Annotated in this window: 17 protein-coding genes and 1 pseudogene; 12 read left to right on the top strand and 6 right to left on the bottom strand. The window is 68.5% G+C overall.

Annotated elements, in window-relative coordinates:
- The 5 genes and pseudogenes from QK287_RS13460 to QK287_RS13440 form a co-directional block, all read left to right on the top strand.
- Nucleotides 1-185, top strand: a pseudogene (locus tag QK287_RS13460) (cytochrome ubiquinol oxidase subunit I); the annotation flags it as partial.
- A 126-nt stretch (nt 186-311) separates the two neighbouring features.
- Nucleotides 312-1,301, top strand: coding sequence for an aquaporin (locus tag QK287_RS13455; RefSeq protein WP_226774598.1), 990 nt, complete (start codon nt 312-314; stop codon nt 1,299-1,301).
- Nucleotides 1,302-1,356: 55 nt separating this feature from the next.
- Nucleotides 1,357-2,544, top strand: a complete 1,188-nt coding sequence (locus QK287_RS13450; protein WP_226774597.1) for an exonuclease SbcCD subunit D — start codon at nt 1,357-1,359, stop codon at nt 2,542-2,544.
- Nucleotides 2,541-5,624 carry an SMC family ATPase gene (locus QK287_RS13445; RefSeq protein WP_282360402.1) on the top strand — a complete coding sequence of 1,028 codons (3,084 nt, stop codon included), beginning with the start codon at nt 2,541-2,543 and terminating at the stop codon, nt 5,622-5,624. Before QK287_RS13450 ends, QK287_RS13445 begins: the two co-directional genes overlap by 4 nt.
- Nucleotides 5,625-5,761: 137 nt before the next feature.
- Nucleotides 5,762-7,186, top strand: a complete 1,425-nt coding sequence (locus QK287_RS13440) for an MFS transporter (protein ID WP_282360401.1) — start codon at nt 5,762-5,764, stop codon at nt 7,184-7,186.
- Between the two features lie 87 nt (nt 7,187-7,273).
- On the opposite strand, the gene QK287_RS13435 is transcribed toward QK287_RS13440, so the two are convergent.
- Complete coding sequence (locus QK287_RS13435; RefSeq protein WP_226773335.1) at nt 7,274-7,993, bottom strand: helix-turn-helix domain-containing protein; 720 nt, start codon at nt 7,991-7,993, stop codon at nt 7,274-7,276.
- A gap of 343 nt (nt 7,994-8,336) precedes the next feature.
- Between QK287_RS13435 and QK287_RS13430 the strand changes: the two genes are divergently transcribed.
- Complete coding sequence (locus QK287_RS13430; RefSeq protein WP_226773336.1) at nt 8,337-9,692, top strand: MFS transporter; 1,356 nt, start codon at nt 8,337-8,339, stop codon at nt 9,690-9,692.
- 675 nt (nt 9,693-10,367) lie between these two features.
- Here the strand turns inward: QK287_RS13430 and QK287_RS13425 are convergent.
- The 5 genes from QK287_RS13425 to QK287_RS13405 form a co-directional block, all read right to left on the bottom strand.
- Nucleotides 10,368-11,195: an alpha/beta fold hydrolase gene (locus QK287_RS13425; protein WP_226774824.1), complete on the bottom strand. Its 828-nt coding sequence runs from the start codon at nt 11,193-11,195 to the stop codon at nt 10,368-10,370.
- A 4-nt stretch (nt 11,196-11,199) separates the two neighbouring features.
- A complete protein-coding gene (locus QK287_RS13420; protein WP_226774823.1) occupies nt 11,200-11,529 on the bottom strand; it encodes a biotin/lipoyl-containing protein in 330 nt (109 codons plus the stop codon).
- Nucleotides 11,522-12,565: an alpha-ketoacid dehydrogenase subunit beta gene (locus QK287_RS13415; protein ID WP_282360400.1), complete on the bottom strand. Its 1,044-nt coding sequence runs from the start codon at nt 12,563-12,565 to the stop codon at nt 11,522-11,524. Before QK287_RS13415 ends, QK287_RS13420 begins: the two co-directional genes overlap by 8 nt.
- Complete coding sequence (locus tag QK287_RS13410; RefSeq protein ID WP_282360399.1) at nt 12,558-13,604, bottom strand: thiamine pyrophosphate-dependent enzyme; 1,047 nt, start codon at nt 13,602-13,604, stop codon at nt 12,558-12,560. Before QK287_RS13410 ends, QK287_RS13415 begins: the two co-directional genes overlap by 8 nt.
- Before the next feature lie 188 nt (nt 13,605-13,792).
- Nucleotides 13,793-15,175: an amino acid permease gene (locus QK287_RS13405; RefSeq protein WP_282360398.1), complete on the bottom strand. Its 1,383-nt coding sequence runs from the start codon at nt 15,173-15,175 to the stop codon at nt 13,793-13,795.
- A 177-nt stretch (nt 15,176-15,352) separates the two neighbouring features.
- Here QK287_RS13405 and QK287_RS13400 point away from each other — a divergent pair, with 177 nt between their 5' ends.
- The 6 genes from QK287_RS13400 to QK287_RS13375 all read left to right on the top strand — a co-directional run bounded on the left by QK287_RS13400 (nt 15,353) and on the right by QK287_RS13375 (nt 21,920).
- The gene (locus tag QK287_RS13400) at nt 15,353-15,826 is read left to right on the top strand and encodes an Lrp/AsnC family transcriptional regulator (RefSeq protein WP_253032458.1); all 474 of its coding nucleotides are present in this window, start codon (nt 15,353-15,355) and stop codon (nt 15,824-15,826) included.
- A 179-nt stretch (nt 15,827-16,005) separates the two neighbouring features.
- Complete coding sequence (locus QK287_RS13395) at nt 16,006-16,716, top strand: NUDIX domain-containing protein (RefSeq protein WP_226774825.1); 711 nt, start codon at nt 16,006-16,008, stop codon at nt 16,714-16,716.
- Nucleotides 16,713-18,023 carry a quinolinate synthase NadA gene (nadA, locus tag QK287_RS13390; RefSeq protein WP_282360396.1) on the top strand — a complete coding sequence of 437 codons (1,311 nt, stop codon included), beginning with the start codon at nt 16,713-16,715 and terminating at the stop codon, nt 18,021-18,023. The genes QK287_RS13395 and nadA overlap by 4 nt, the downstream gene beginning before the upstream one ends.
- Nucleotides 18,020-19,771 carry an L-aspartate oxidase gene (gene nadB / locus QK287_RS13385; protein WP_282360394.1) on the top strand — a complete coding sequence of 584 codons (1,752 nt, stop codon included), beginning with the start codon at nt 18,020-18,022 and terminating at the stop codon, nt 19,769-19,771. The genes nadA and nadB overlap by 4 nt, the downstream gene beginning before the upstream one ends.
- Nucleotides 19,768-20,763 carry a carboxylating nicotinate-nucleotide diphosphorylase gene (gene nadC / locus QK287_RS13380; protein WP_282360393.1) on the top strand — a complete coding sequence of 332 codons (996 nt, stop codon included), beginning with the start codon at nt 19,768-19,770 and terminating at the stop codon, nt 20,761-20,763. Before nadB ends, nadC begins: the two co-directional genes overlap by 4 nt.
- Nucleotides 20,760-21,920, top strand: coding sequence for a cysteine desulfurase family protein (locus QK287_RS13375; protein WP_282360392.1), 1,161 nt, complete (start codon nt 20,760-20,762; stop codon nt 21,918-21,920). The genes nadC and QK287_RS13375 overlap by 4 nt, the downstream gene beginning before the upstream one ends.
- The last annotated feature ends 90 nt before the right edge of the window (nt 21,921-22,010 follow it).

Here is a 22,010-nt window from a genome sequence, read left to right as displayed (position 1 = left end):
GCCCGCCGCCGCGGCACAACTTCACCTCGTTGCCGCGGATCCGCTCCGAGCGACCGGCCCTGGACCTCCACCACCCGGAGGTGAGCGCCCGCGTGCACGACGCTTCGCGTAGTCCGGCCGCTGCCACGCTGGGGGCAGCAGACCTGGGCGAGAGGGACCCGCGGTCCCCTGATCCCAGCGACTGAAGTCTGAACCCGTTGCACATTCCCGGTTGGGGGCGCGGGCTTTGGCAGCGCCGGGTCCGGGTCCAGCGAACATCCAGACTCCGCTGACAGACTGCTCGCTGGCCCCAAACAAAGGAATTCCCCACCATGATCACGCCTGCCCCAGCCCGCGAGTCGACTGACCGGACAGCCGCCACGACGGACACTTCGCCGCAGCCCCGGTTGCTGGGCCGACTGTCCGGCGAGGCTCTCGGGACGTTTTTTGTGGTGATCGCCGGCCTGGGCGTTCCCTTGTTCACGATCCCGCAGTCGAACCCGCTGTCGGCTCCGCTCGCCGCGGGACTGGCAGTTACAGCAGCGATGCTCGCGTTCGGATACCTCTCCGGCGGTCATTTTAATCCTGCCGTGACGGCGGGGAACGCCTTTGCCGGCCGGCTGCGGCCCGCTGACGCGGCGGCCTACATCGGCGCGCAATTGGTGGGCGCACTGCTGGCCGGGGTGACCCTCTTTGGCCTCCTGCGCACCGTCCCGAACATCGCCGACGCCAGAACGGCTTTCGACACGGTGAACGCCGGCTTCGGTGATCGGTCCGTCATCCAGGTCCCGATGGCGGGAGTGCTGCTCATTGAGGTGATCGGCGCCGCGCTGCTGGTCGCCGTCTACCTGGGCACCACCTCGCGGCGGAACCCCTCCCGGCTGGCGGCGCCCTTCGCCGTCGGCCTGACCACTGCGGTGCTCCTGCAGTTTGGCCAGGCGCCCGGTAACTCCCCCTTTAACCCGGCACGTGCCACCGCTTCCGCGCTCTTCAGCAGCCCGGATGCGCTCGGACAGCTGTGGCTGTTCTGGGTCGCCCCGCTGGTAGGTGCGGCCGTGGCGGGGCTCGCGGTCCGCGGCTTCGCGCAGCTGACGTTGGGCGCGTTGCCGGTTTCGGCTGGCGAGGCCGAGGAAGCCGACGAAGCTGACGAAGCTGAGGACCTGGGCGAGGCCGACGAAGCCGAGGAAGCCGACGACCTGGGCGAATCCGACGACTTGGGCGCACCGGACCCGGCTGAGGCACAGGTCCGGCTGGCTGCCGGTGGCGCGGCCGCCGGCAGCGACGAAGCGCGTGCTTTCTTCGACGGCGAACGCGGCAAGTAATCGGGTGCCGGAGCGGTGGCGCAATCCTGTCGGTGGGAGCCGATACCGTAGGAGTATGCGGTTATTGCACACCTCGGACTGGCATTTGGGCCGGTCATTCCACGGCGTCGGGATGCTGGATGCCCAGCGCGCGTTCATCGATCAGCTGGTCAGCTGCGTCCGTGATGAGGCGGTCGACGTCGTCCTCATCGCCGGCGACGTCTATGACCGTGCCCTGCCGGGGGTCGACGTCGTCCGCCTGCTCGACGACGCCCTGGTGGCCCTGACCGGTGCCGGTGCCCAGGTGGTCCTGACCAGCGGCAACCACGACTCGGCCATCCGGCTCGGCTTCGCGTCCCGGCTGCTGGAACGCGGGGGAGTGCACCTGCGCACCAGGCTCTCCGAGTTGGAGCAGCCAGTGCTGTTCCCGCTCGACGACGAAGCCGATGCCGTTGACGGCACCGGAGCCGTGCTCGCCATCTACGGTATCCCCTGGCTGGAGCCACGGCTGGTGGCCGAACAGCTCGGCGTCGGGACCGCGAGCCACTTCGAGGTAACCCGGGCGGCCACGGACCTGATCCGTGCCGATCTCGCGGCCCGGAGCGCCGGCCGAACGGTCCACTCCGTGGTGCTGGCGCATACCTTCGCCAGCGGCGGGATCAGTTCCGAGAGTGAACGGGACCTGAGCATTGGTGGTGTGGGTGCTGTGCCGCTGGACCTCTTCGACGGTTTTGGCTACACAGCGCTCGGCCACCTGCACGGGCGGCAGGAGCTCTCGCCCACCGTCCGCTACTCCGGCTCCCCGCTCGCCTATTCGTTCTCCGAAGCAAAGCACCGCAAAGGCAGCTGGCTCGTGGACGTCGACGCTGACGGCATCGGCGCGGTCCGGGAGGTGCTCTGGACAGCTCCGCGTACGCTGGCCGTGCTGCGCGGGAAATTGGCGGAGCTGCTCGTGTCGGAGGAACACGCCTGGGCCGAGTCTGCCTATTGCCAGATCACCCTGACCGACGCACAGCGCCCGGCGCAGGCCATGGAAAGGCTGCGCACGCGCTTCCCGGACACACTGGTGCTGGGGTTCGACCCGGAGGGTGCCGGTGCCGCCGCGAAGAGCAGTTACAGCAGCCGGCTCGCCGGCGCTACCGACGACCTTGCCGTCTGCTGCAGTTTCCTGGAGCACGTCCGGGGCCGCGGCGCCGACGACGGCGAGGCAGCTGTCCTGGCCCAAGCCCTGGAAGCCGTGCGCCTGGAAGGAATTTCACGGTGAGAATCCATCGCCTTGAGATCTCCGCCTTCGGACCCTTCGCCGGCACCGAACACATCGATTTTGACCGCCTGAGCGCCCATGGCCTGTTCCTGCTCAACGGTCCCACCGGAGCGGGGAAGACAAGCGTTCTGGACGCCATCTGCTTCGCCCTTTATGGGTCAGTGCCCGGGGCGCGGCAGGACGGCAAGCGGCTGCGGAGCGACCATGCCGAGGCCACCGCGGAGCCCCGGGTCACCTGTGAGTTCTCCGCCAGCGGCAGGCACTTCGAGGTCTCCCGCTCGCCGGCCTGGCAGAAGCCCAGCGCCCGGGGTAGGAGCGGCTTCACGGTGCAGCAGGCCAATACGCTGCTCCGGGAACGCGTTGACGGTGGATGGCTTGAAAAATCCGGCCGGAACGACGAAGCCGGCGCCGAGATCGCAGCGGTCCTCGGCATGAACCGGGAGCAGTTCACCCGTGTTGTAATGCTGCCGCAGGGCGACTTCGCGGCCTTCCTGCGGTCCAAGGCTGCCGACCGCCTGGAGCTGCTGCAGAGCCTCTTTGGTACCCAGCGTTTTGAGGCTGTTGAACAGGAGCTGGGCCGGAACGCGCAGGCAGCCCGCAGCGAGGTCGCCGGTCTCAATGGCCGGCTTGAGCTCCTGCTCGCGCAGGCGGAGGCTGAAACGGCAACGCTGGAACGCGACGGGGAGGCCGCTCCGGACCGCGCTGACACGGACTCGTTCCTGCCCTGGCTCCAGGCTCGTGCAGCCGGTGCCGCGGAACAACACCGTGCGGCAGCCCTGGCGGCCGACCGGCAGCGTGCTGAGCGACTGGCCGCCAGGGACGCCGCGGCAACACGGGATGCCCGCCAGTCCAGGCTGGCCGTTGCCCGCCGCCGGCAATCCGCGGCTGAGGCCGCGGCCCCCGCCATCGCAGCCAAGAGCAGACAGCTGGACCTGCATCGGCTGGCCGAAGTACTCGGCGGGCAACTGCAGGCGGTCGACGGTGCCGCCAGGGCCGAGGAAGATGCAAGGGCAGCGATGGCGGCGGCAGGACACGATCTGCGGACCGCGGCGCTTACCGACGACGAACTCGCCGCGTTAGAGACTGCGGCCGCGGACAGCGCCGCTAATGCTGACAGTTCCGCCTTCGACAGCGCTGCCTTCGATGGCGCTGCGCTGCGGCCTGCCCTGGCCGGATTGCGTACCCTGCGCGCCGTGCTCGAGGAGCGGCTGCCCGAGGAATCGAGCCTCGCCGGGCTCCGGAGCCGCGCCGCGCGGCTTGGCCTGGAGTTGGCCGGGCAGGAAGACAAGCGGGCATCAGGTGATGCTGCCCTGGCCGCCCTGGAGGCGGAGTCCATTGCCCTTCTCGCTTCAATGCATCCGCTCGAAGAACTCGCCGCCGAGGTGCAGTTGCGGTCCAAAGAAGCAGCGGCGGCCGAAGAACTGCTGGTCCTGGTCCGGCGGTACGCCCGGGCGGAGACCAGCTGCGAAGCCGTCGCGCAACGCCACGGCGTGGCCCGGGAAAGCTACCAGGACCTGCGCCAGGGCTGGCTCGATCTGCGTGAGGAACGGCTGGCCAATGCTGCCGCGGAACTGGCCTCCCAGCTGCTGCCCGGTCTCCCGTGCCTGGTGTGCGGCAGCCCCGAGCACCCGGCGCCCGCCCCGGCAGCGGCTTCGGCCCTGACGGTGGCCGAGGCCGAAGAGACCGCCCAGCGCGCCTGCGAGGCCGCGGAAGGCGCACTCGCGAGCCTCGAACGCGAACTCGCGGAGGCCCAGCAGGACGTTGCCGTGCTGGCGGCGCAGGGCGGCAATACCGCCCCTGACGTCGCCGCCCTCGACGCCGCCCTGGCCAGGGAACGTGCCGCGGAAGCGCAGCGCGCTGCGGCGGAGCTTGCCGCCAACCGCACCCGGCACGCCGAACTCGAGGAGGAGAGCGCCGCAGGCCAGCAGGCCCGAACGGCTGTGGACTCCAGCATTGCCCGGATCGGCTCCACCCTGGCCGAAGTCCAGGAACAGTCCGATGCCCTGGAACTGGCGCTCGACAAACTCAGGGCAGGACACCCGGTCCTGGCAGCCCGCATCACAGCCGTGGACGGTGCAACGGCCGTGCTGGAACGCGCCGAGGAAGCGCGGAACCTGCTGGAACAGGCCAGCGGCCGGTCCGCGGAGGCCCGTCGGCAGTTGGAGCTGGCCCTTCCCGGCACCGGTTTCGCATCCGCCGAGGCGGCCCGCGGCGCCCTGCTGCCGGCCGCGGCTGCGGCAGCCCTGGAAGCGGACGTCCGTGCCGGACTAGATGAAGCTGTCCGGATTGAGGAACTTTTTGCCAGCGAGGACCTGGTGCTGGCGGCGCACGAGCTGGCAACGGAGGGCCCGCTTGCCGCGGAGCTGGTGGAACGGCTCAGCGCAGAAGCCGCCACGGCTGAGCGCGCCGCCAGGGACGCGGAACTCGAGGCCGGCCTCGCGGAAAAATCCGTACGCACCCTCGACACTATCGCCGACACCTATGTGCAACTCGCGGCGGCAGGTCAGGAACCGCGGGAACGGGCAGCACTGCTGACGGCGGTCGCGGACGCGGCACGCGGCGGGGGAGACAACAACTACCGGATGAGCCTGAACAGCTATGTCCTCGCGGCACGGCTCGAACAGGTGGCTCTCGCCGCCTCGGAACGACTTGTCGCAATGAGCGATGGCCGCTACACCCTGCAGCACACCGACGCGAAGGCGGCCCGGGGGCAGAAATCCGGGCTCGGCCTGGAAGTGGTGGACCAGTGGACCGGGCAGCGCCGCGACACCGCAACGCTCTCGGGAGGGGAATCCTTTATGGCCTCTCTGGCCCTGGCCCTCGGCCTCGCGGACGTGGTGCAGCAGGAATCCGGCGGTGTCGACATCGAGACGCTTTTTGTGGACGAAGGCTTCGGCAGCCTCGACGAACAAGCACTCGAGCAAGTTATGGACGCGCTGGAGGGGCTCCGGGACGGCGGCCGGGTGGTCGGTCTGGTGAGCCACGTGGCCGAAATGAAGCAGCGCATCAGCACCCAGCTGCAGGTAGTCAAGGGGCGCAGCGGTTCCACCGTGCACATCTCCGATGACGGCCAGCCCTGACACGCATCTGACACCCCGGAGCCGCCGCGGCTGCCGGGCCTGTGCAGGCGTCGAACGATGCGGCTAGAATCGTACTGTTACCGGGTCGCGCGCATCGGGAGGAGGGACGATGCGCACCATTGAACGAACCCGGAATCATGACCCACTTCCCTCCCTCCCAAGCGCCCGCTTCGACGGCGCCGCAGCTCCCTGACACCACGGCGGCCTCCCTCTCGGGCCCGGCCGCACCTTCCCGCCCGCCCGCCCCGCCGGGGCCGGGCTCCTCGGCGCCTGCACCGCGCACCGCCGGACGATACGCCCGGTTGCCGCTGTTGGCAGGGCGGAGCTTCATCCCGGTCGGACTCTTCGCCAGGCTCCCGCTTGCGATGCTCACTGTCGGAACCCTCACCCTGGTCACCGCCGTCACCGGCTCCTACGCCGTCGGCGGCGTGTCGGCCGGCGCTGTAGGCATCGGCTCGGCTCTCGGGGCCCCGGTCCTCGGCGCGCTGGCGGACCGGCGGGGCCAACGGCCGGTGTTGCTCTTCGCCGCGGTCTTCAACACCGTCGCGGTTATCGCCTTGATCATTTCCGCCTACCTGATCCCCGGCGGACAGGACCTGGGTGCCGCCGTCCCCGTCCTGGCGGCCGCATTTGTGGCCGGCATCAGCAGCCCCCAAGTGGGGCCGCTGGCCCGGGTCCGATGGATGGCATTGACCTCCCGCGGCGGACGCGACGCCAATCCGGCGGATCTGGACACCGCGCTGTCCTACGAAGGCACCGCTGACGAACTTACATTTGTCCTGGGCCCGGCGCTTGTGGGTATCCTGGCGAGCCTGATCGCACCCTGGCTGCCGCTGGCCCTGGCCGCTGCCCTGACCATTACCCTCGTCCCGGCCTTTGCGGTCCACGATACGCACCGTGCGGTGGTCCGGACACCGGCGCGCACCACGGCATCGACCGCCCTTGCAAAGCAGTTGCGGGCGTCGCTTAGCGCCGGCGAGCGGGCAGGCGCCGTTGGCGCCGTCGCGCTCCCCGTGCTGGCCATGGTCTGTATGGGCACGTTCTTCGGATCCACCCAGACGGCGCTGAGTTCGTTCTCCGCCAGCTTCGCCACCGCAGAGCTGGCGGGCCTGCTGTATGCGGTGATGGGTCTGAGTTCGGCAGCGGCGGCGTTGTCGGTGGCGTACTGGTCCCAGCGGTTCACAGCCAACGCCCGGTGGCTGGTCTGCGCAGCCCTGATGGCTTCACTGGCGCTGCTTCTGTTGCTGCCTGCGGCCATTTTTCCCATGATCGTGGTGCTGCTGGTCCTGGGGCTGCCGGTGGGCCCGCTGATGGTCACAGTCTTCGCGATCGGCGGAATCGTCGCCCCGGCCGGAAAGCTGGGAACGGTCATGACCGCCCTGGCCAGCGGTATTGTTGCCGGCACCGCGATCGGTTCGTCCATCGCCGGGCAGTTGGCGCAGCACCAGGGCTACGCCACAGCATTTGTGGTGCCCGTCTGCGCGGCCGCGGCGCTGTTCCTGCTGGGAGCGGCAGGCGCCGTTGTGCTGCAACGCCGGAAGCCAAGCACGCCGGCTCCCTGAAGTTACACTGGCGCCGGTCCCCGCTCCGGGCACCCCTAACACTCCCGAAGAACCATTGGTGCTAGCGCAACGGCGGGTGGACGATCCTCACCCGCCAAGCTGGGCCTCGATGCGCCCGGCGCTGGCGGCCAGGGCCGCGGCGACTTCCGCAGGGTCCTGGGCCGCTCGGATGTAGACGACGGCGAGAGCCGCGGGCCGGCCGCCCGGAACCCGAACGGGGACGGCCATGGAGGAGACGCCGGCGAGGACCTCGTCGTGACTGGCAGAATAGCCGCGGCCGCGCGCCTCGGCCGCTTCGGCCCGGTACGGGATGCCGGGCGCGGCGGCGGCCCACTCCTCTTCCGATAAGGCCGACTGGATTGCGATTCCGGGGGCCCCGGCGCTGATCGGATGCCGGGTGCCCGGATGCTGCACGACGGTTGCCCCGGTATGCCGGGGATCGACGGTGACCAGGGTGACGCATTCCTCGCGGTCCCAGACGGCGACGAAAGCGCTCATCGTCAGCGCATTCGCGAGCTGGGTCAGCTCGGGCAAGGCCGCCGTCTGCAGGTTCCGGGACACGCCCCGGGCCAGAACGGCGAGGCCCGGTCCCGGCTGGACCCGTCCGCCGTCGTCGCGCACCAGCAGCGAGTGGTCCTCCAGGGTGCGCAGGATGCGGTACGCGACGGAGCGGTGCACTCCCAACTCGCCGGCGAGTTCGGCGATGGTCAGCGGGTGCTGGGCATCAGCCAGGATTTCCAGGGCGCGGATGCCGCGGGACAGCGTTTGGGACGGGGATGCCTGGGCGCTGCCGGCGGTCGGGGTCATACATCCATCCTAGGCGCGGGCGCGGGTGAAGCAGGGAAGCGACGTGTGGCCCTTGTGCTCTGAATCACGGTAGTCTAGCGTTCGATATGTGAATATCGAGTTCCATTATAGAACAACCTAGGTGGAATCAGGATCACGGCGCACTATGCTGCACCACACCGGCACCAGCCAGACGTCAATGTTGGGGCCGGCAAAGCTTTTTTGCATAAACGTGCGCTCTGTCACATATTTCATAGTAAGATCTAAATACTTACTGACCGTTCGATCAGTAAATCTTGAGGCATTGACTTGTTTTCATCGCACCCACCCGGGCAGCATCCCTGCCCCCAACTACGGAGTTTCAATGACCGCAACTTCAAGTGTCGATTCAGAGGCGGGTCCCAGCAGCAAGCATGAGGAACGCAAAGTCCTCGCGGGCACGCTGGTCGGGACCACCATCGAGTGGTATGACTTTTTCATCTTCGCCCAGCTGACAGCAACGCTGCTGTCGCCGCTGTTCCTGGCACCGTTGAACGCCTCGAACCCGGGACTGGCCCAGATCCTGTCCTTTGCCCTCATTGGCATCAGTTTTCTGTTCCGACCGCTCGGCGCCATTGTCGCCGGTCATCTGGGAGACCGGCTCGGCCGCAAGGCCATGCTGGTCTTCACGCTCGTGATGATGGGTGCGGCGACGGCGCTGATCGGCATGCTTCCCACCTACGCCCAGATCGGCGTCTGGGCTCCGATCCTGCTGATCCTGTTGCGCGTCATCCAGGGCTTCTCCGCCGGCGGCGAATGGGGCGGTGCCGCACTGATGGCCGTCGAGCATGCACCGATGAGCAAGCGCGGCCTCTTTGGCGCCTACCCGCAGATCGGCGTCCCGGTCGGCATGATCCTGGCCACCGGCCTGCTGTACTTCCTCAATACGTCCATGTCCAAGGAGGATTTCGCGTCCTGGGGTTGGCGGGTTCCGTTCCTGCTCTCCATCGTCCTGATCGTGGTCGGCTACCTGATCCGTCGCGCCGTCGCCGAGAGCCCCGTATTCAAGGAAATGTCGGCCCGCAAGGAAGAGAGCAAGGCCCCGCTGGGAGAGCTTATCCGTAAGCATAAAAAGGCCGTCCTCTACTCGACGATGATCTTCATCGGCAACAATGCCGCCGGCTACCTGCTGATTGCATTCTTTATCTCCTACGCCACCAAGTCCCTGAAGATGCCCACCCCGCAGATTCTGCTTGCCACCACGCTGGCTTCCTTTGGCTGGCTGATTTTCACCCTGGTTGGCGGCTGGCTGTCGGACAAGATCGGCAGGGTCAAGACCTTCCTGACCGGCTACGCAATCGTCTTCGCCTGGATGATCCCGATGTTTGCGCTCATCGACACCAAGAACATCGTGCTCTACGGCGTGGCGCTGTTTGTCCTGACCATCGGCCTGGGTCTGTCCTACGGTCCGATGTCGGCCATGTACGCCGAGATGTTCCCGGCGAACGTGCGCTACTCGGGTATCTCGATCGGTTACGCCTTCGGTGCCATCCTGGGCGGTGCATTTGCGGCCACCATCGCGGAGGCGCTGTTGCAGGGCACCAAGTGGACCGGTTCCATCGGTATCTACATCATGGTTCTCTGCGTGATTTCCGCGGTAGGCGTCATTCTTGCCGGGGAGACGAAGGGCCGTCCGCTCGGTGTCGCCCCCCATGTGCCGGCAGAATCGGTCCGGCACTAGCAGGCAACGCAGCACCGGAGGGACACGGGCCGCCTGTGCGCTGCTCCTGAACGTTGGACCGAGGCGTCGGTTCCGACGGCCAGGTGCAGTTCACGGTCCCGTGTCCCTTGACTTTAACCCAGGGCGCGTTCACTCAGTGCCCATCGGGAAAGCCCGGCCACGGCCGGAGAAGACCGAGGCCCGGCGTCCATCTGCTCCGGCGGCAGTTTCATCCATCCCTTGATGGTCAAACCGCGGCAGCCGGGCCGAGGGGCGGGCAGACTGCGCGGTGTTAGCGGGGGACGGATGGGGGGGATCCTGTGTCGGAGCCTTGTAGGGCTTACGTGACCCGGCGGGAGAGCGTCGATTCGCGCTCCGTGGTCCGTGCGCCGGGCCGGCCGGCTGCTGGAAAGGCTGCAGCGCGAGCTTTTGGCCAACGCTGACGCGCTGCCCGTTCCGGCCCGGATCAAAGCGAACCGCCTGGCCGCCGCAACCCCGGGTTCCAGCATGGACCTTGCGACCGCGAAAGAATCCGCCCAAAGCCGGCAGGCGGGGCCGATGTCGGGGCCAAAAAGCGGCCGGAGCGTCAGTGTGAGGACCAGCGTCAATCGGCTACTGGCCCGCCGGAGCCACCGCGGAGTCGGTTCGCGCCCCTCGCGGGCGTTTGGCGGGCCCGGATGCGACCCCGCCGTGCATTCAGACGCCCAGGAAGCTGACGGCACCCTGTTTGAAGGCGCGGCTGGTGATGGCGTTGGTGTGGTTCCGCCCCGGCAGGACCAACTGTTCGACCATGGCCCCGGCCCTCGCACCCAGGGCGGCGAGTTCCGGCATGGAGGCGGCGCGCTCGTCCTTTTCCCCGGCCACCAGCAGCATCGGCATGTGCGGGACGGCCTCGGCGGGATTGAACGGCTCAGCCTTGATGGCTTCCACCAGGGACAGCAACGAAAAGATGTTGTTGCCCGGGAGCATCTGGGCCATCTTCAGCAGCCCGGCGGTGGACGGATCGGCGATCGGAGTGCCGTCGGCCAGGTAGCGCTGGGCGGCTGCCAGGTCAAAGTCAGCCAGCGGATCAGAAACATTGGGTCCGCCCAGGACCAGCCGGTGCACCAGTTCGTGCTGGGTGGCGCCGAATTCCCAGGCGAGCCGAGAGCCGAGGGAGTAGCCAATCACGTCCAGTCCGCTGCTCGGGTCCCCGTCGCGCAGCGGCCGGGCGCCGGCGTCGGACGCGATCTGCAACAGGTCCGCCCGGATCCTGCTGGGCGCATACGAGTCCCTGTCCTCGGGGGCGCCGCTGCGGCCGTGGCCGGGCAGATCCACAACGATCACGCGGCGGCCGGCCGCCAGCAATGCGGTCAGCCAGCCGGTGTCCTCCCAGTTGAGCCTGCCCGAGGAGGAGAAGCCGTGCAGCAGCAGCACCGGCCGCAGCCCGGCGTCGGAGTCCGGCTCGTGCACCCCAACATAGAGCTGGGGGTCGGTGCCCTCCACGGTGTGGGAATGCTGCTCGCCGGTGTGCCTGCCGCTCATGGTCTCAGTCCTCATCAAGTACGGCGCTCAGGCGTACCCGGCGCTTCGGTGCCTCGTCCTTCGGGACCGTGCCCACGATGCCGGCGGTGTTGTCCGGCACCTCAAACACAATCAGGGGCTCGCCGACGTTGATTTTGTCGCCCGGCCCGCCGTGGATACGCACTACCTTACCCGCCTGCGGGCTGGGCAATTCAACGGCCGACTTGGTGGTTTCGACCTCCACGAGGGGCTGGTTCCGCTCCACCTGATCGCCCGGGGAGACCAGCCATTCCAGCACGGTGGCCTCGATCAGGCCTTCGCCGAGATCAGGCAGCGGGAAGGAAATTTCAGCCACGTTTGTACTCCAATACTCGCTGGATCCCAAAGAGGATCCGGTCAATGTTCGGGATGTATTCATCCTCCAGGTCGCCGGAGGGGTAAGGGACGTCAAAGCCGGTGACGCGTTCCACCGGCGCCTTCAGCGTGTCGAAGCAGCCCTGTGTGATCAGCTGCGCCACCTCGGCACCCAGCCCGGAGGTCAGCGGCGCTTCGTGGACGACGACGGCGCGGCGGGTCTTGCGCACTGAGACGGCCAGCGCGGCGGCGTCGATCGGTTTGAGCCAGCGAAGATCCAGGACTTCGACGTCGATCCCGTCCTCGGCGGCAAGTTCGGCCACCTGCAGGCAGCGGGCCACCATGGCGCCCCAGGCGACGAGGGTGAGGTGGCGGCCCTCACGCATCACCTTGGCCCCGGTGGGGGAGCCCCCGGCCGGATCGTGGCTGGCGGTGTCCACCTCGCCCTTTTGCCAGTAGCGGGACTTCGGTTCCATAAAGATCACCGGGTCCGGCCGCGTGGCGGCGTATTTGAGCAGGTGGTAGGCCTCGTGTGGGTTTGAGGGCGAGACCACTTTCAGGCCCGGCACATGGGCGAAAAGCGCCTCCAGGCTTTCGCCGTGGTGTTCGGGGGCCCGGATGCCGCCGAAGCTGGGAACCCGCAGGGTAATGGGCATCGGCAGGGTGCCGCGGCTGCGGTAGTTCATCCTGGCCATCTGGCAGACGATCTGGTTGATCGCAGGGTAGGCGAATCCGTCGAACTGGACTTCGGGGATGGGATGGAACCCGGCCATCGCCAAGCCCACGGACATACCAAGAATGCCGGATTCCGCCAGCGGGGTGTCAAAAACGCGCTGCTCGCCGTGTTTGGCCTGCAGTCCGTCCGTGATCCGGAAGACGCCGCCGAGCCGGCCGCAGTCCTCGCCGAAGATCAGGGCCTTCGGGTTTTCCGCGAGAACCTCATCGAGGGCGCGGTTCAGGGCCTGCTGCATCGACATCACCGTGGCGGCCACCGGACCATTCACGGCAGCTTCGGTTGTGAGCATCGAGTTAGACATGTTCGGACTCCTCGCGCCAGTTGGTGGCCTGACCCTGCAGGACAGGGGTGGTTTCCTGGAAAACCAGGTCAAACATTTCGGTGCCGGGGCGGGAGTCGAGTCCCTGGATTCCGGTGCGGATGAGTTCCTCTTCGGCTTTGGCTGCCGCGAGGGCCTCGGCGAAGAAGGCTTCGTCGGCGATGCCCTCGGCGAGCAGCCGCTGCCGGAAACGCTCCAGCGGATCGGCGCCGGCGCCGTCGTGCTCCTCGTCGAGGGAGCGGTAACGTCCCGGATCGTCGGAGGTCGAGTGCGGTCCGCGCCGGTAGGTCATTGCCTCGATGAGCACCGGACCATTGCCGGCCCGGGCGTGCGCGAACGCGCGCCGGGTTGCCTCGACGACGGCGACCACATCATCGCCGTCGATCTGCAGCGCCGGCATTCCGTAGCCGGCGGCGCGGGCGGCGACGGAGCCGCCGGCCACCTGGCGTTCGGTGGGGACCGAGATCGCCCAGCCATTGTTCTGGACGAAGAACACCACTGGGGCCTTCATCACTGCGGCGAAGTTCAAGGCCTCATGGACGTCGCCCTGGGAGGATGCGCCGTCACCGAAGTACGTCAGGGCGACGCCGAGCTTGCCGTCGGCGGTGCCGGTCAGCGTCTGGCCGTGGGCCCAGCCCACCGCGTGCAGCACCGAGCCGGCCACGACAGCCTGGATCGGTGCGAGCCGGGACTTGACGGGGTCGTAAAGACCACCGTGCCAGCTGGCTTTGTGGGTCGCCATATACGCCACCATGTCCACGCCCATGGTGCGGGCCACCCCCATCTCGCGGTAGGTGGGGAACACGAAGTCCCGGGTGGTGTCAACGGCGTAGCCGCTGCCAACCTGGGCGGCCTCCTGGCCGAGCTCGGGCGCGTAGCCGGGCATGATGCCCTGGCGCTGCCAGGCGATCGCCGATGCGTCGAGGTGGCGGACGGCCACCATCAGCGAATAGAGCTCGCGGAGCTGGGCGGGAGTGAGCGGGTCGGCGGCATCGCCGGCAGCCACGGGAAGAGTGTCCATGGCTGTGACCCTAGTCACCGCGTCGCCACTGGGCAATCAGCCGCCGAATCACTAGCCAGACTGCACAGGAATACCGGCTAAACCGCCGTTGAGCCTGTCAGTTTGTTCGTATCGCGGCGCCGGACTCCCAGCCCAACTGACTCGCAGCTGAGGTCGTTCTGAGCCGCCAAAACGGCCTCAGCTGCGAGCTACTTGGACACGTTCGGACGGTTGCGGGTCAGCCGGGCGCCGATCCAGCAGGCCGCGGCAATGCCGGCGACCAGCGCGATGGTGCTGACGAGTTGCCTGCTGCTCTCCGGGCTGCTGAAGCCGACGGCGAAGATCAGGGCCAGCAGCACCAGGCCGAAGATGGTCAGCCCCGGGAAGCCCCTCATCCGCAGCGGCAGCTCGGTGCCCTCGCGGTCGGCCCGGCGGCGCAGGATCAGCTGGGACACCAGAGCGGAGCCCCAGACCATCAGGCAGGTCGAGCCGACCAGCTGGAAGAGCGCCGGCAGGATCTGCTCCGGAAAGAGCAGCTCCAGCACGGTGGCTAGGAAGCCGAAAGCCACGGAGACGCCGACGGCGAGCACGGGCACCCGCGCCTTATTGACCTTCGACAGGAACCGGGGAGCCTCGCCGCGTTCGGAGAGCGAGAAAACCATCCGGGAGGCGCCATAGAGGTTCGCGTTCAGCGCCGATAGCAGGGCGACGACGGCCACCAGGGTAATCGCGGTGCCGGCGCCGGGAATCCCCGCGGTGTCCAGGACGCCGGCGAACGGCGACGCCAGGGCATCCGAGGTGTAGGGCAGGACCGCCGCGATAACGAACACGGAGCCGATGTAAAAAACCAGGATCCGCCAGACGACGGTGCGGATTGCCTGGGCCACGCTGTGCCGCGGGTTCTCGGTCTCGGCGGCGGCCACACTGACAATCTCGGTACCGCCGAAAGCGAAGATCACAACAAAGAGCGCGGTGGCAATGCCGCCGAAGCCCGTGGGGGCGAAATTGGCGGTGAAGTTGGTCAGTCCGGGGGAGGGGACGTCGGGCAGCAGGCCTAGCAGCAGGGCGGCGCCAATGCCCAGGAACAGCAGGATGGCGGTCACCTTGAGAATGGCGAACCAAAACTCAAACTCGCCGAAGTTCTTCACCCCGGCCAGATTGATCGCCGTGAACATCACCATAAAGACCAGCGACAGGGCCCAGACCGGGATTACCGGCCACACCGTGAATAGCAGGGCGGCGGCGCCGAGGGCCTCGGCGGCGATGACGACCACCAGTTGCAGCCACCAGAGCCAGCCCACGGTGGCTCCGGCGGTCCGGCCCATGGCCTTGGCGGCGTAGACGGAAAAAGCACCGCTGTTGGGGTTGGCGGCGGCCATTTCCCCGAGGGCCCACATCACCAGGATGATCAGGGTTCCAGCGACCAGGTAGGAAATCAGGACGGCGGGTCCGGCGGCCTGGACGCCGGCCCCCGAGCCAAGGAAAAGGCCGGCGCCAATGGCGCTGCCGAGTCCCATCATGGTCAGTTGGCGTGGCTTCATGCTGTGGCCGAGTTTCAGGCCGGGGCGCTCTGCGGTGGACTTCATTGTCATGCTGGCGAACCTTTGTGTGGTGTGGATCTGAACGTCCTTGTGGGACCTATTGAATTTACCGCGGCGGGGCAGGGCCGGAGTCCGCCAGCCGTGAGAGCATAGTGACAGTTTGCTCGCTTGAATCGGATTTACTGCAACGATTTGTGCTTCAAAAGACTCATTCTGGAGGAATGTTCGATGGACGTTGATCCCCTGGACGCCAAGATTGTCCGATTCTTCACCGATTCGCCCAGGGCCTCGGTGCTGGAAGCCTCCCGTGTGCTTAAGGTTGCCCGCGCCACCGTGCAGTCCCGGCTGGACCGGATGCAGGACAGTGGTGTCATCGGCTCGTGGGTGCCGCAGCCGGATCCGGCCCGCTTCGGGTTTCCGGTGGTGGCCTTCTGCTCCCTGACCATCAACCAGGACCTGGGGCACGATGCGGTGGTCGAGGCCCTCGCGGCGATTCCGGAGCTGATCGAGATCCACACCGTGTCCGGCAGTTCCGACCTGATGGCCCGGATCGCGGCACGCTCCAACCCGGACCTGCAGCGTGTGCTGGACGCCATGATCGCGACCCGGACCGTGCTGCGCTCATCCTCGGTCATCGTGCTCAACACTCACTTCCAGGGCCGCACACTTCCGCTGCTGGAGGCGGCCGCGGAGGGGCGCTGAGCCGCGCCCCTCCGTCCCTGCCCGGCAGCCCGCGGGCGGGCCGAAACATTTTGCATCCGGCGGGTGGCGTCGTAGAATTAGTTCTAGTCAATCTGACTATAACTATTCCGGCGGTCGGACCGGAACCGTCCGGGCGGTCCCGGGACCGGCCGGACGGCCAGGACGCGGGGTGAACCACCATCTACACAACAGCTGCCAACGTCTCCGAGCGCCAGCTGGCGCCGCCGACGCTGGCCATCTCCACGGTGATCTTTGCCCTTCGCCCCAGCGAGCGCTCCGGGCGGCCAACCTTGTGGATCCCGCTGGTGCGCCGGATCCGCGAACCGTTTAAGGGGATGTGGGCGTTGCCCGGCGGCCCGCTCACCCATTCAGAGTCACTGCCGGACGCAGCCTCGCGGAATCTGCGGGAAACCACCGGGCTGGCACCCCGCTACCTTGAACAGCTCTACGCCTTCGGCGGCCTGCACCGCTCACCCACCCAGCGCGTCGTCTCCATCGTCTACTGGGCGCTGGTCCAGCCCACCGAGGCTGCGCTCGCCGACGAGTCCGAGAACGTCAAGTGGTTCCGCGCGGACCGGCTCGGCGAACTGGCCTTCGATCACCACGCGATCATCGACTACGGGCTCTGGCGGCTGCGCAACAAGATGGCTTACGGCTCCATCGCCTACCACCTGCTGGGCGAATACTTCACCCTGGCCCAGGTCCGGGAGGTCTACGAGGCTGTCCTGGACCGCGAACTGGACCCGGCCAATTTCCGCCGGCAGGTCAAGTCCACACCCGAAATCGAAGAAACCGACCAGTACCTGCAGGGCGGCAAACACCGTCCGCCCCGCCTCTACCGCTTTACCGGCAGCCCGGGCCTTGAACCAGACAACAGGAGCACACCATGAGCAGCGTCAATACGGCCATCCAGCTGATCACACGCGAACAGGCCACCAGCAACGCCAAGGGCATGGCAACGGCCGCCACGTGCAGTCCGGCGCTCGCCCGCGGGCCCTGGGACTTCGACGTCGCCGAAGCCCTCGCCGGTGTGCCCGCCTACGGCCCCGGCGCCTCCGCCGCGGATGTGGCCCCGGCGGCGACCCCCCGGCAAGGGCAGCTCCCGGAGGAATACAAGACGGCTAGCGACGCCGAACTTGACGCCCGGATCCGGGCCGCCAAGGCAACGCTCGGGGACCGCGCCGTGGTCCTGGGCCACTTTTACCAGCGCGACGAGGTGGTGGCCTACGCCGACTTCGTGGGCGACTCGTTCCAGCTGGCCAACGCCGCACTTACCCGGCCCGACGCCGAGGCGATCATCTTCTGCGGGGTGCACTTTATGGCCGAAACCGCGGATATCCTCTCCCGCCCGGACCAGGCAGTCATCTTGCCCAACCTGGCCGCCGGCTGCTCCATGGCGGATATGGCGGACATCGATTCGGTGACCGAATGCTGGGAACAGCTCGAGGAACTGTTCGGCACCGAGCCCGACGCCGACGGCCGGGTTCCGGTCATCCCGGTCACGTACATGAATTCCTCCGCGGCGCTGAAGGGATTCTGCGGCGAGCGCGGCGGGATCGTGTGTACCTCCTCGAACGCCGCCACGGTGCTGGAATGGGCGTTCGAGCGCGGCCAGCGGGTGTTGTTCTTCCCGGACCAGCATCTGGGCCGCAACACCGCCAAGGCCATGGGGGTGCCGCTGGAGCAGACGCCGATGTGGAATCCGCGCAAGGAGCTCGGCGGCAACGTCGAACAGGCCCTGCAGGACTCCCGGGTGATCCTCTGGCACGGCTTCTGTTCGGTGCACAAGCGCTTTAATGTCGGCCAGATCGAGAAAGCCCGCGCCGAGTTCCCGGGCGTGCAGGTGATTGTGCACCCGGAGTGCCCGATGGAAGTGGTCGACGCCGCCGATTCGGCCGGTTCCACGGACTTCATCCGCAAGGCCATTGCGGCTGCGACGGAGCCGGCGACCTTCGCCGTCGGCACCGAGATCAACCTTGTCAACCGGCTGGCGGCGGAAAACCCGCAGCACACCATCTTCTGCCTGGATCCCGTGATCTGCCCCTGCTCCACGATGTACCGTATCCACCCCGGCTACCTCGCCTGGGTCCTGGAAGCGCTGGTCCGGGGCGAGGTCGTCAACCGCATCACGGTGGCGGGCGACGTCGCCGCCCCGGCACGGATCGCCCTTGAGCGGATGCTGGCGGCCCGGCCGTGACCAGGCGCCTGGTGGTGGTGGGCAGCGGCATCGCGGGTCTGTACGCAGCACTGCTGGCCTCCGACGCCGTGCCGGCATGTGAGGTGGTGCTCCTGAGCAAGGGAACGCTGGAGCAGAGCAACACCTTCTACGCCCAGGGCGGCATTTCGGCAGTGCTTGTGCCGGGGGAATCAGCGCCCGGAGACTCCGTGGCGGCCCACATTGCCGACACCCTCGCCGCCGGAGCCGGGCTCAATGACCCCGAGGCCGTCCGGGTGTTGTGTACCGAGGCAGCGCGGGACATCGCGGGGTTGCGGCGCTTTGGTGTTCACTTCGACGCCGGACCCGGCGGCGGCCCGGCCCTCGGCCTCGAAGCGGCGCATTCCGCGGCCCGCATCCTGCACGCCGGCGGTGACGCGACGGGTTCCCGCATCGCCCGCGCCCTCGTCGCAGCTGTCCTCGAGCGTGCCCTCCGGGGACGGCTGCGGATCGAGACCGGCGCCTTCGTCACCGGGCTGCGCACCGAATACGCCGAAACCGGACCGGCGGCGGGCAGCGCCCGGATTACCGGCGTCGAGTACTTGTCCGGTGGCCGGCCGCGGCAGCTGGACACCGGCGCGGTCCTCCTGGCCACGGGTGGCGCCGGACGGCTTTTCAGCCGGACCAGTAACCCCTCCGTCGCCACGGCCGACGGCCTGGCCCTCGCCTGGCGGGCGGGGGCTGCCGTCCGGGACCTGGAGTTCTTCCAGTTCCACCCCACCACCCTGGCGGCCGAGGAGGTCCCCGGGGGCCCGCCGGCGCTGCTCATTTCCGAGGCGGTCCGCGGGGAAGGCGCCGTGCTGCTCGACGCCGCCGGCTACCGCTTTATGCCGGACTACCACCCCGACGCCGAACTGGCCCCGCGCGACGTTGTCTCCCGCAGCATTGCCCTGCACCTGGCCGCGACAGGCGCGCCCGCGGACAGCCCCGTGTACCTGGACGCCCGGGGATTGGAGGCCGCCCGCGGTCCCGGGTTCCTGGCCCGGCGGTTCCCCACCATCACCGCCGCCACCCGCGCCGCGGGCTCCGACTGGGCCACCGAAGTGCTTCCGGTGTCCCCGGCAGCGCACTACTGGATGGGCGGGGTAGCCACCGACCTGTGGGGCCGCACGTCCGTGCCGGGACTGTACGCGGCCGGGGAAGTCGCCTGCACGGGCGCACACGGAGCCAACCGGCTGGCCAGCAATTCGCTGCTGGAGGGTCTCGTCTTCGGCCGCCGGGCCGTGGAGGCTTTCCTGGGCCGAGCCGGCACGGACCCTGCTCCGGCAGTTTGGCCCGCCCGTGCCGGATCTGAAGGCCCCGCCCCGGAGCCCGCCCCGGAGCCCGGCGCGGGCGGTGAGCCGTTCAGCCGGGACGCCCTGCGTCGCCTGATGACCGGTGCCGCCGGAGTGCTGCGCACCCGAGCCGGACTCGAGGACGCCGCCGCGCTTCTATCGCAGTGGTCTGCCGTTGCCGGCGCGGCCGACGGGCTCCCGCAACCGGGACCCGGCTCCGGCCCGGCGGCGCACGAGGACCGGAACCTGCTGCTGGCCGCCGGGCTGCTGGTGGCAGCCGCCCGGCAGCGAACGGCCCCGGCGGGCGCCCACTTTATGGCGGACGCCGACGCCGGCGCCGGACCCTCCGGACCCGCCCCGGTGCCCGCTGCCCCCACCTGCTCCATCCCGGCGGCCACCGCACCCGGCCGCCGGCAGCCAGCCGCACCCCGCCCGAAACAAAGGATTTCGTTATGACAGCACCCGCCGCACCCCGCCAGGCCGCCGCACCCCGCCAGGCCGCCGTCCCGGTGCCAGCGCTCGCCGGAACCCTGCCCGCGGCCGCCGTCGACGCCGTGCTGCGCGCCGCCCTGCTTGAGGATGCGCCCTATGGCGACATCACCTCCCAGGCGCTGATCCCCGCGGACACGCGGGCGACGGCGGTCCTGGCCGCCCGCGTGTCCGGTGTGTTCAGCGGCGGTGAGGTCTTTGCCGCCGCGATGAAGCTCACAGATTCCGGGGCCGACGTTGAACTCCTGGTCGCTGACGGAACCGCCTTTGCCGCCGGCACGGCGCTCGCGAGGGTCAGCGGGAACGCCCGCGCCGTGCTGCTCGCCGAACGTGTCGCCCTGAACCTGGTCCAGCGGATGAGCGCCATTGCCAGCAAAACAGCGGAATTTGTCGCCCGTGTTGACGGTACCGGGGCGCGCATCACGGACACCCGCAAAACGACGCCGGGCTTGCGGGTGCTGGAGCGGTACGCCGTCCGTTGCGGCGGCGGAGCCAACCACCGCTTTGGCCTCTCGGACGCGGTGCTGGCCAAGGACAACCACCTGGCCGTCCTGACCGGGGGAGACCCGTCGAGGCTTACGGAAGTGCTGCGGGCGGCCAAAGCGCGCCTGGGGCACACCACACACTTCGAAGTGGAGGTGGACAGGATGGACCAGATCGAACCCGTGCTGGCCGCCGGGGTGGACACCATCATGCTGGACAATTTCACCCTGGCGGATCTTGCCGCGGGCGTGGCCCTGGTGGCCGGCCGGGCCCGGGTCGAGGCCAGTGGCAACGTCAACCTGGCTACCGTGGCGCGGATCGCCGCTGCCGGGGTGGATGTCATCTCGATCGGCGGGCTCACCCACAGCGTCGCCGCCCTGGACTTGGGACTCGATATTGAACTCGGCGTCGACCTGGACCGTGGCCCCGGTATGGAACCTGGCAGCCGGCGGACGGCGGATCAGGGAAGACCATGATCTTCCTCGACGCCGCGGCCACCACACCGGTCCGCCGCGAGGTACTGGACGCCATGTGGCCGTACCTCACGGGGGAGTTCGGCAACCCCTCGAGCCGGCATTCCTTCGGAGACTCCGCAGCTCAGGCGCTCGCCGATGCCCGTGCAGTGACGGCCAGGGCGCTGGGCTGCCGCCCGGGTGAGATCGTCTTCACCTCCGGCGGCACGGAGGCGGACAACCTGGCCGTCCAAGGGATCGCCCTTGCCCGCCGCATCGCAGACCCCCGGCTGGACCGGGTGGTGATCAGCGCCGTTGAGCATCCTGCGGTGGAAGAATCCGCCCGCTTCCTGGAGCGCGTGCACGGTTTCAGCGTCGACGTTGTTCCGGTGGATTCCCTCGGCCGGGTCACCGAAGCTGCCCTCGCCGCCGTGCTCCGGCCGGAAACGGCCCTGGTCAGCATTATGTACGCCAACAACGAGGTGGGTACTGTGCAGCCGATTGCCCGGCTGGCCGCACTGGCCCGCGCACAGCGAATTCCGTTCCACACCGACGCGGTCCAGGCTGCCGGCTGGTTGCCGCTCGACACGGCAGCACTCGGCGTTGATGCCCTGAGTATCTCCGGCCACAAATTGGGGGCGCCGAAAGGACAGGGCGCACTGTTCGTCCGCGGCAGGATCCGGCTGGAACCCTTGATCCATGGCGGCGGGCAGGAACGCGGGCGCCGGTCGGGGACCGAAAACGTGGCCGGAGCGGTAGCCCTCGCGACGGCGCTCACCCTTTCGCAGGACGGTCAGCAGGCCCGTGCGGCCCAGGTGGCGGAACTCCGTGATGACTTCATCGGCGCGGTACGGGCGGGGGTTCCGGGCGCGGTCCTGACCGGCGACCCGGCCGAGCGGCTGCCCTCCGTGGCCTCGTTCTGTTTCCCGGGGACCAGCGGTGAATCCGTGCTGCTGGAGCTCGAACGCCATGGAGTCATCTGCTCCAGCGGTTCGGCCTGCGCCGCGGGGTCCGATGAGCCCTCTCCGGTGCTGCTGGCGATGGGCTTCGACGCCACAACCGCCCAGACCGCTGTCCGTTTCAGCTTTGACGCCACCATCACGGCGGCGGAACTGCGGGAGGCGGCGGCCGCGGTCCGCACCGCCGTCGTCAGCATCCAGTCCCTCGACCCAACCAGCTAGCAGCACGGGTCGTTTTGACCGCCCAAAACGACACTTGCTGCGAGTCAGTTGGGCGGGACAGGACTGGGCGGGACAGGACTGGGAGGGGCG

Source organism: Arthrobacter sp. AL05 (assembly GCF_029960715.1).
Lineage (GTDB): Bacteria > Actinomycetota > Actinomycetes > Actinomycetales > Micrococcaceae > Arthrobacter.
The sequence above is the reverse complement of the archived record's forward strand: the minus strand, read 5'-3'. Positions and strand labels throughout refer to the sequence as shown.

Excerpts from the sequence above, each read along its gene's own strand:
- QK287_RS13435 (WP_226773335.1), bottom strand. The coding sequence starts at position 7,993 with ATGACCCCGACCGCCGGCAGCGCCCAGGCATCCCCGTCCCAAACGCTG.
- QK287_RS13415 (WP_282360400.1), bottom strand. The coding sequence starts at position 12,565 with ATGTCTAACTCGATGCTCACAACCGAAGCTGCCGTGAATGGTCCGGTG.
- QK287_RS13455 (WP_226774598.1), top strand. The coding sequence starts at position 312 with ATGATCACGCCTGCCCCAGCCCGCGAGTCGACTGACCGGACAGCCGCC.
- QK287_RS13430 (WP_226773336.1), top strand. The coding sequence starts at position 8,337 with ATGACCGCAACTTCAAGTGTCGATTCAGAGGCGGGTCCCAGCAGCAAG.
- QK287_RS13425 (WP_226774824.1), bottom strand. The coding sequence starts at position 11,195 with ATGAGCGGCAGGCACACCGGCGAGCAGCATTCCCACACCGTGGAGGGC.
- QK287_RS13410 (WP_282360399.1), bottom strand. The coding sequence starts at position 13,604 with ATGGACACTCTTCCCGTGGCTGCCGGCGATGCCGCCGACCCGCTCACT.
- QK287_RS13375 (WP_282360392.1), top strand. The coding sequence starts at position 20,760 with ATGATCTTCCTCGACGCCGCGGCCACCACACCGGTCCGCCGCGAGGTA.
- QK287_RS13450 (WP_226774597.1), top strand. The coding sequence starts at position 1,357 with ATGCGGTTATTGCACACCTCGGACTGGCATTTGGGCCGGTCATTCCAC.
- QK287_RS13400 (WP_253032458.1), top strand. The coding sequence starts at position 15,353 with ATGGACGTTGATCCCCTGGACGCCAAGATTGTCCGATTCTTCACCGAT.
- QK287_RS13405 (WP_282360398.1), bottom strand. The coding sequence starts at position 15,175 with ATGACAATGAAGTCCACCGCAGAGCGCCCCGGCCTGAAACTCGGCCAC.
- QK287_RS13440 (WP_282360401.1), top strand. The coding sequence starts at position 5,762 with ATGACCCACTTCCCTCCCTCCCAAGCGCCCGCTTCGACGGCGCCGCAG.
- nadA (WP_282360396.1), top strand. The coding sequence starts at position 16,713 with ATGAGCAGCGTCAATACGGCCATCCAGCTGATCACACGCGAACAGGCC.
- nadC (WP_282360393.1), top strand. The coding sequence starts at position 19,768 with ATGACAGCACCCGCCGCACCCCGCCAGGCCGCCGCACCCCGCCAGGCC.